The organism is Mycolicibacterium hodleri (assembly GCF_025822245.1).
Classification (GTDB): Bacteria; Actinomycetota; Actinomycetes; order Mycobacteriales; family Mycobacteriaceae; genus Mycobacterium; species Mycobacterium hodleri.
In genome coordinates, this window is the sequence record NZ_JACKTL010000064.1 from 1 (window position 1) to 8,225 (window position 8,225).

8 protein-coding genes are annotated in these 8,225 nt (G+C 64.0%); 4 read left to right on the top strand and 4 right to left on the bottom strand.

Features of this window, described 5'->3' with window-relative positions:
* Positions 1-71 precede the first annotated feature (71 nt).
* Positions 72-767: a hypothetical protein gene (locus H7J06_RS26380; RefSeq protein ID WP_264042359.1), complete on the bottom strand. Its 696-nt coding sequence runs from the start codon at positions 765-767 to the stop codon at positions 72-74.
* Between the two features lie 81 nt (positions 768-848).
* On the bottom strand, positions 849-1,577 hold the full coding sequence (locus H7J06_RS26385; RefSeq protein WP_264042360.1) for a hypothetical protein: 729 nt from the start codon (positions 1,575-1,577) through the stop codon (positions 849-851).
* A gap of 350 nt (positions 1,578-1,927) precedes the next feature.
* Here H7J06_RS26385 and H7J06_RS26390 point away from each other — a divergent pair, with 350 nt between their 5' ends.
* From H7J06_RS26390 to H7J06_RS26405, 4 genes are all read left to right on the top strand, one after another.
* The gene (locus tag H7J06_RS26390) at positions 1,928-2,392 is read left to right on the top strand and encodes a hypothetical protein (protein WP_264042361.1); all 465 of its coding nucleotides are present in this window, start codon (positions 1,928-1,930) and stop codon (positions 2,390-2,392) included.
* Between the two features lie 238 nt (positions 2,393-2,630).
* The gene (locus H7J06_RS26395) at positions 2,631-2,990 is read left to right on the top strand and encodes a hypothetical protein (RefSeq protein ID WP_264042362.1); all 360 of its coding nucleotides are present in this window, start codon (positions 2,631-2,633) and stop codon (positions 2,988-2,990) included.
* Positions 2,991-3,261: 271 nt separating this feature from the next.
* Complete coding sequence (locus H7J06_RS26400) at positions 3,262-3,708, top strand: hypothetical protein (protein ID WP_264042363.1); 447 nt, start codon at positions 3,262-3,264, stop codon at positions 3,706-3,708.
* 129 nt (positions 3,709-3,837) lie between these two features.
* A complete protein-coding gene (locus tag H7J06_RS26405; RefSeq protein WP_264042364.1) occupies positions 3,838-4,818 on the top strand; it encodes a hypothetical protein in 981 nt (326 codons plus the stop codon).
* Between the two features lie 189 nt (positions 4,819-5,007).
* Here the strand turns inward: H7J06_RS26405 and H7J06_RS26410 are convergent, their stop codons facing one another.
* Positions 5,008-5,982 (bottom strand): putative endonuclease domain-containing protein, encoded by a 975-nt coding sequence (locus H7J06_RS26410; protein ID WP_264042366.1) that lies wholly within the window; start codon positions 5,980-5,982, stop codon positions 5,008-5,010.
* Between the two features lie 167 nt (positions 5,983-6,149).
* Positions 6,150-6,992 (bottom strand): hypothetical protein, encoded by an 843-nt coding sequence (locus H7J06_RS26415; protein WP_264042367.1) that lies wholly within the window; start codon positions 6,990-6,992, stop codon positions 6,150-6,152.
* Positions 6,993-8,225 lie beyond the last annotated feature (1,233 nt).

An 8,225-nucleotide genomic window follows, 5' to 3' on the forward strand; every position in this document is an offset into this window, starting at 1 on the left:
CCTGTGGACGGCTACCGCCGAGTCGATCCTGGCCAAAGTTCGACGCGCACGCACCAAACTCCAACAAGTAGTCAATCAAAACTGAGACGGACCACTAGTGTGTGGTCCAACTCTCGGCGTCGTTCCCCGAATATTTGAAAGGCAGTCGATTGAGCTAGGAATCCGGGATGCGAGCCGACTGGATCAAAGCCGGCCCGTTGCCAATATCGGGTCAACTTGTCCACGGCTTCTAACTCCGAGATGTCATCGGCCGGGTGACCCAGCGGGTGGGGGTACATCAGCACTAGCGTGTCGGTTGCACTTGCCATGCGGGCAATAACTTCGGCGACAAGCCATGCGCCAATACTGTTACCGCGCAGCGCCTTTGCGATACTCACTGCCGTAATAATCAGCACGCTGTTGACAGGTGGCAACATGTGCTCGAAGTCATCCTCTACCCAATCACCGACTTCTCCGCCGTCAAATAAGGCCCCGAACATCTCGGCGGCCTGTGAGAGTGAGTCCAACAGGTCCCAGACATCGTGCTCGCCGAGCCTAATCTGCAGGAAATCCACATACCCGCCGAAGACGTCTGGGGTGTCGCCAAGATCGACGGAACCGTCCTGCCGGCCGCCGAAGTAGCCCAATTCGAGCTCGGCGCGCCAGTCCATCATGGCATCGAACTGGCTTTCATTAGTGCTGGCGAAGCGGACTTTCGGAGAGAACAGCACCACAGTGCCGTCCACCTCCGCTTGTGCTACTCCGAACGTCTCCGGCGTTACCGACATGCAGGTCTCCTATGGTTTGCACACTATCTGGCGAGTCTCTACATCGGTTTCACAAGACGCACAAGAGCGTAATAGGCCTGGTCAGCTATTGACGAAGGCTCGCGCGCCCATGTTGTCCATCGGGTTCGCATACACCATGGCCCGAAACCACTGCTTCGCTTTGCGGGGCGACTGTGCGTAAAGGATTCTCGCGTAAGCGAAGAGCGCTCGATGTGCGGGGCGATTGTCGTTAACGGAGTACGGCAGAACCCCGGTGAACGGCCAGGGCAAGCTCTGTTGAAGGACGACGACGCCGGCCTGCGCCCACTCAAGGGCCTGGATGAACTCCGGGCTGGACACGACATCACGAGATGCCGGTGAGTCCTCGTCAGGGTTATTCTCCGAGTCGATGTCGACAATCTCGGCGAAATGCCATGCAGCATAGACATAATCGTCGAGGCACCGCGGATGTATAAGTCTTCCAGCGACTGCTTTCGACGCCTTCTCGTAGGCCTGGACATCCTCGTCAGAGGATTCCTCGTCAAGTGCCCACACGCGCTCCAGCCGCCATTCGAGGCGGGGGCCGGCGGCGTGCACGGCGCGTTCAAGTGGCGATCGTTTCGGACGGTCCTCGCCGTAGTGTTCGGCGGCATTCAAGTCGTCTGGGTCGAAGTAGGTCCCCGTCTGACACGCGTGCAACGGTGTGCCTAGCTCAGACAACGCTTGCAAAGCTATCGGACCAGGAGCAAGCCACGGCATGACCCACTTCGGCGCTCGATCCATGCCAAATGGGTCCGGCCATAGCTCGCCGTAGCCATTGATGTCGGTCATAGTCCCGACCTCCTCCAAGGGTGTCCTCGCTCTGAGAACACGGTAGGCCCAGCAGGCGGCGCCCGAGGGGAGGACGCACCAAAACGCTGGTGCCAATCTTCGCGAAAGGCATTGATAAGCAATGAAAAGTCGGACTTGCGCTACAGACAATAGGGCCAGAATGTGATAGAGCGGCGCGATCTGCGCTGTAGCCGAGTTATAGCGGTCGGGCCAAATAGGATGCAGGTGAAGTCCGAAGGAAGGGACCTTGCGATATGGCTCCGAGGCGGTGGGTTGATAGTCGAGTCGAGCGACTTTGCAGCAAACTGAACGATCGGGGGCTCTTCATAGACCCGTCCGATGCCGCGAGTTTGATAAACGACCGCGTTGAGGCAATCGCCGCGACTCTTCAGATCTCGACAACCGCCGCGCGGAGGTACATAGACGCGCAGGCGCTTGATGGGCTGGCCGACACGATGGTCGGGATGCTGGCTGATGAGCAGCCGGGGGTCGACCTGATGTCTCAACCGCGGGACCTGGAGATCCCAGGGCATGTGATGGGTCGGACAACAGCGGGCCTCGCTGAGGCCGTTCAGCTCTACCTACAGCACGATGTGTCCACCGAAACCGAACGAGACCTAATCATGTCGCTCGCACAAGCGCTCTCGCTCCTCGGACAGCTGATGGCAGAGGCCACCGGGCTATCAACGAACGCGCCGCGGGCTCTTGCTGCCAGAGTGGCTAGCCAGCTTGAAAGGGCGGCAATGGAGCCACATGCTACGACGGAGCTGGCGGCCGCATTCCGCCGGGACGCGATGCGACTGCGCGGTCTGTGAATAACGTGCGGACCGGCCGCTCGGGGCGCGGCGGAACTCAGCAAGCGGCCATCGTGTAGAGGGCTCGCGGCACTCGCTCCAACCAGTGTCAAGCCCGGGGCTCGAAGAGACTGGCGTCGACCACCGCGCACTTGAGGTGTCGGCGTACGACGGTACAATAAACGCTGTCGGACAACGACATACAACAATCGGCCGGATGTGCGCGTTCGGTCACTTAACCCGAAAAGGGGCGTATCGAATGCAGAATTCATCCGTCGAGATGGAGACGTCACGCAACGACGACAGGACGACTGATACGACGCTCCCCGGTCGCGTGAGCGGCCAGGAAGCCGAGGCGATCGCCAACGCTGTCGAGCGCATGGCTGCACTGGGAATCGACCCCAACGCGGCGGTCTACGTTGATGACGAGAACAGGTGTCCGTCCTACGCGCGGCGTATTGGCACCGCATGGGGCGGCCAAGAACTGGACGATGAAGAGCTGGACTACGCCATCGGATGGCTACCCGAGGCGGGGTTCCTCAACGATGACACGCCCTGGCCCGGCTCATACAACCCGTACATCACCCTCGCTCACCTGCGAGCGCTCGCCGGGGACTGAATCGGCCCGCCAGGGCCGTGGCGTAGCTTGCCTAGGAATACTGACGACCAGGGGGTTGAATATGAGGCGCAGTCGGGGACGGCATGTCCGGGGAGTGTGCGGCGCGGTCGGCGTGGTCGCCGTCGTGGCGGGATGTGGAAGCTCATCTGAGACATCGGAGGCCTCGTCTTCCGATGCACCCGCGGCTACCGTCACCACGTCGGTGAGTCTGCCGATCTCCACGACCGATTCGCCCGCCGCGGTCCCTCCTGCTCCTACAGTGCCTCCGGCGGTGCCGCCGGGCAAGGTGCTGGCTGGCCCGCAGTCCTCGTGCACGTCGGCTGTCTCCGCTACACCGATCGACCTCACCGGCGTCGATGTCAAGGTCGGAGAGATGGCCGGCCGGGCCGGCATGAGCGCTCAGGTGACGATGACCTATACCGGGGACGTCCCCATGACCGGGACCGTGCTCTGGTCCCTGCTGGCCACCAACCCGGATGGGGCGAGCGTGCAGCTCGGCTACAAGACGCTCGACGGACAGAAGATCGGCTACTTCTACTTCCCCTTCGCCGAAGGCACCCAGCAAAACATGGACGGCTTCGCCGATACCGATACCCCCGGCGAGATCGGCATGGTGCTACCCCAGGCCGGCCTCGACGCCCTGGGCCCGGTGTGGTGGTGGTCGGCCACGGTCAACGTCGACGGCAAGGACATTGACTTCTGTCCCGACCCGGCCTGAGCCTGCGACCGGGCACAATGACAGGTCCCCGGTCAGAGGACCGTCCCTGCGGCCGGCTGCCGCAGCGTCGAGGTCCAGCTCGCGGCAGCACGAACTGGGTCTGGGCAGAAACCGGGGAGGGGTGACTGAGTGGCTTCGCTGACGCGTTACGGCGCCGAGGTGGGATCGGCGTTCAGCCTGCTCGGCCAGAACGAGAACGACCTGACCGCAGCGCTCGGGTTCACCATGGCGCGCTGCACCGCACTCAGCGATGCAATACTCCGCCGCGTTTGGCCGGCGCTCGGAGACGAGGATGACATCAGTTTCGCGCTGGAAGTTCGTGCCGAGATCGGCCGCACAGACCTTGAGGTGCGGTTGCCCTCAGCGCTGGTGATCTTCGAGGCCAAGCGGGACTGGTTGCTTCCAACGACGACGCAACTAACGCAATATGTCTCGCGAATCCACAGATCCGGGGCGGGCGCACTGGTATCTCTATCCCAGGCCTCCACTGCGCTTGCCGAGTCGCAACTGCCGACCGAGATCCAGGGCGTCCCCGTGATGCACCTACCGTGGCGCGACGTGCTCGCCGACATCGCCGCCGCCCGAGCGGTATGCCGCGGGCGAGAACGTATCTGGCTTGAAGAGCTGCACACCTACCTACTGGAAGTGATACGCATGCGCACAGTGGCCGACAGCTTGGTCTACAGCGTGGTGCTCAGCGAAGACCGCCCGGGCGGCGAGGGCACCCCGACATACCGCGAGTTCGTCACCGATCACCTCTGCTACTTCCACCCCTACGGCGTCGGGGGATGGCCCACCGACCCGCCGAACTTCATGGCGTTCCGGTGGGCCGGCGCCGTGCAACGCATCCACCGGATCATGCACGCCGATGTCGTCCCCACCATCCGCGACCGATACCCGTACCTACCCGAGAACGACGCCAGCGACCGCCCGCACGCCGTGTACGACCTCGGTCCCAGACTTCCGCCGCTCGACCCCATCCCCAATGGCGCCGGCATCTACCCGTCGTCACGGCTCTGGGTCCTGCTCGACCAGCTGCAGACCGCACAGTCACTCAAGGACGCGATCGCGGGGACACGTGCCCTTCAGGACGGCTGGGCGACAACCTGATGGCCGATCAGACAGGTGCTTGAGTGCTGGGGCTCCTGCGGCCGGAAGAAGCGCCCGAATCATTGCAGCCGCGCCTCGGAGGCGCTCATAGAGTGGCGCGCCGGGAGCCGGGGTGAGAGTTCGTAGCAGCCGACGTCAGTTGCGCTCCCGCAGTGCGTTATCAGCCGCCACATCGTCAAGCCGAGGTGGTCAGTCGTCGGCTGGCGGCAGCTTGCTCCCAGAGGACAGGGCATCGAGATACTGGGCGTCGAGGTCCAGGGCCAACTGTTCCCACTGCGTCGAGGTGCGAAGATCTCCGCTCGTAGCCAGGTGGGTGCGTGAACGCTCGCCGCCGAGAAGAACACGGTGGTACTGGTCGATCACGGCCGCAGCCGCTGCACGGGTAGGTCCGGTGGCCGCGACATCGTAGGGCCCGATGAGGGCGAGGTTGCCGACGCGCACACGGATGACCTCCCACCCCACGCGGCGCAGAGCACTGTCCTTTTCGTGGTCGACACTTAGCGGACCGTGAGCGTCGTGCAGCGGCCCTGGTGAGTCGTACTCGATCGCTACTCGGGTCGAGGGGGCCAGCATGTCGGGGAACACATGGCGAGCACCCCAACTGGTCGGGTGGACACTCACGGCGTTCGCCTCACCAGGAGATGCCAGCGGAAGGACTGCCCCCAGACGCTGCCGCAGCACATTCTCCTCTTTCGAAGTGGGTGGACAGTGATAAACGAGCACAGGCGCACCGAGGACGAACGCCCCCGAGCCCAAGGTCTTGCAGTCTGGACAAAACCCCGGCAGCACAACGGGTGTCCGCTCAAGGAGTGCGAGATCGGGTGAGATGCAGCCGCAGCGATCAAAGCGCGCTCCGAAGCGATCAAGAGCGCATCGACGACAGGCGCCAGCGGAGCCCATCAAGCTGCGCCAGCGGGCGCGGCGGCCGAAGACGTTCCTGGCGAACATGCGGTTCACCGGTTCTCGCCACAGGTGCCCGTCGGCGCATCGCCAGTACCAGCCAACGACGGAATTGCTGCTCCACACCTGGCTTAACTCGAGTCCAGCATTGGCCGCGCCGGCGCGCTCCCAGTTCTCGATAAGCGAGGGACACCCGCTCCAATCGTGAGTGCCGATGGGTGACTGCTTGCCGGCATCCCGCCATTGCTGCGGTGTCCAGCGCACCCCCGAGCAACTGTAGGACGGGACTATCGCTTGCCGGCTGCGATCAGAAGTCGCGCTGTGGTGTGGCATGCAGTGAGTAGACCATCAGCCTATGACACCGCGAGGGCATCCAAAAACACTGTGGCTCTGCTTGTTTCGGGATAGCACCAATTGGTGCCAGATGGCACTCAGTGCGGCGTCTCGGCGTGTGGCAGCGGCTCGGCGTCGCGTTCGAGAAGTCGTCGCCGGCGCTGTACGACTGCATCGGGAGCGTTGTCCATGAGATGGCCGGCGATGCGTTCGATCAGGGTGACCCCGTCGTCGAGTCGTTCGATGAAGTCCCGCGACGCCGCATCGAGAAGTGATGAGGCGTGGTCGATCGTGATTGCGAGTCGCAGAAGATCGTCGGGGTCTATGGCGCTGTTCTGATCGGTGAGCTGACTCCACCGGGCGAGGAGTTCATCGTTCCTCTTGCGCAGGGATTCTGAGTTGCGCATCAGGGTGGCTGCGTCGGGTCGGCCGGCCGCCGCGATCTCGTCTGGGCTGGCCCCCACGGCATCGGCCATCTTCGCCACCGAGTGCGCCGCCGTGGAGACCTTGACTCGCCTGCCCGCGCGGGGCAGGCCCGAGACGATGTTGCGCCACATGGTGTCGCTAATTCCGGCGACGGCCGCGACTTTGCGCACCGATACCGGCGGGACAGCCGCCAGGCGGCGCGACTCAATCAAGGCCACTGCCGGTTCGGGTACGAAAGGGGTGTCATCGTTGGCCATTGCGCGTGGCTGCGGGAGCTGAGAGGGGTCGATGTCATCAGGATTGCCGCCGCCGAGTACATGTGCCGCGTCGGGCCGCTCAGCGGCCAGCAGGCTCTCGGTGGTGGCTCCCACCGCAGCGGCCATCCGCGCCAAGGTGGCCGCTGGTGCAATCATCTGGACGGGGCTGCCGGCGGACAGCACCCGATAGCCGTTGACATAGGACCGCCAGGTGGTGGGACTCACTCCTGCGCGCGCTGCGGCCGTGTTGACGGACATGATGGGGCGCCGAGCGAGGCGGAGCGATTCGAGGAGAGCGCCCTCGGGGCGCTGGAGTTCCGACCGGAGCCGCGACATCGATGGCGGGCGCCGGTCGGTGTCACCGCGAGGATTGTGCTGCGTGGCGGCGACTGGGTGGGGGCGTGGCTGCTCGCTGAGGTGAGGAACGGGCGCGGGCTGCGGTGTGAAGACGCAACGCGATGCGGTCATAGACCCAGAAGCTACAAGGATCAATAGGGGCCTATGAGCTGCAAAGAGGGGACTTGACACCACCAAGTCCCCGCTCGTAATCAGTTGGTCCTGGTTAGGAGCCGGTCCTGCCGCTGTTAAACGCTCATAGCCGACATCGCGGCCCGGCGTGTCGCCTCCACGTAGGCGCGCTCGGGTGCGTAAGCGCGGCCAAGGCGCTGGCCCGTTCGGTCGTCACGCCGCCGCCGCCGGCCGGTCTCGGCGCTGTTGTGGCTCGGTCAATGGTGGGCGGTCCTCCTGTGCGGCGGTGGTTTTGAGCATCTCAGCTGATGGCCGGGTTGAGACGGTGGTCTGGGCCCCGAATTGTGTGGGCTGGGGTGCCGGCCTTTGTCTGGGCTGTGGTGGGCCGGCGGAGCCGGGCGCCGGCAGTTGAATGGGTAGCAGTGGTGAGTCGCCGCCGGGGCCCAGGGGATGGAGTCTCGTGGGGGAGGGGTCAGTGGGAACGTTGGCCCTCAGGTATTGCAGTCGCAATAGTGTTGAGCAATGTTCGGCGGCGGGTGGTCGGCTCGCGGTGGCAGTGGCTCCTCGATGCGAAAGAACTGCAGGGGTGAAGCGCCGTAGGCGTCGCTGCGCACAATCGAATACTGCTGCACCGCAACGTATATGATGGACGAGGGCGCAGCCCGGGCGGTAAGTCGAGATACCAAGTCGGGCAACGACCTCGAGTCAGATCCGCCGGCCGGCACCCAATAGCCCCCCACCACGGTCGAGGCGAAGCCGAGACGGAGTAGCCGAAACCCACTGTAATACAGTATGATTGAAGCATGACCAATGGCGAAGCCATCACCACCAACGGAGGCCAAAACAGTTGCAGCACAACGGCAAAGCGACCGCCGGCGATGGCCGCAGGCCATCCAACCCAACCCGGTAACTCGAAAACCGTTGCCTAACAACACCACCCGACCCGGCACATAGGCGCCGCCAGGCGCCGGCCTCGATGCCCGCCGCAGGCGGGCTCCTTCCACCCGGCGAAGCCGGGGGGGG

Bases quoted from the DNA above. Each gene is read 5' to 3' on its own strand.
- H7J06_RS26380 (WP_264042359.1), bottom strand. From the start codon at position 767: ATGTCGGTAACGCCGGAGACGTTCGGAGTAGCACAAGCGGAGGTGGAC.
- H7J06_RS26385 (WP_264042360.1), bottom strand. From the start codon at position 1,577: ATGACCGACATCAATGGCTACGGCGAGCTATGGCCGGACCCATTTGGC.
- H7J06_RS26395 (WP_264042362.1), top strand. From the start codon at position 2,631: ATGCAGAATTCATCCGTCGAGATGGAGACGTCACGCAACGACGACAGG.
- H7J06_RS26415 (WP_264042367.1), bottom strand. From the start codon at position 6,992: ATGTCCGTCAACACGGCCGCAGCGCGCGCAGGAGTGAGTCCCACCACC.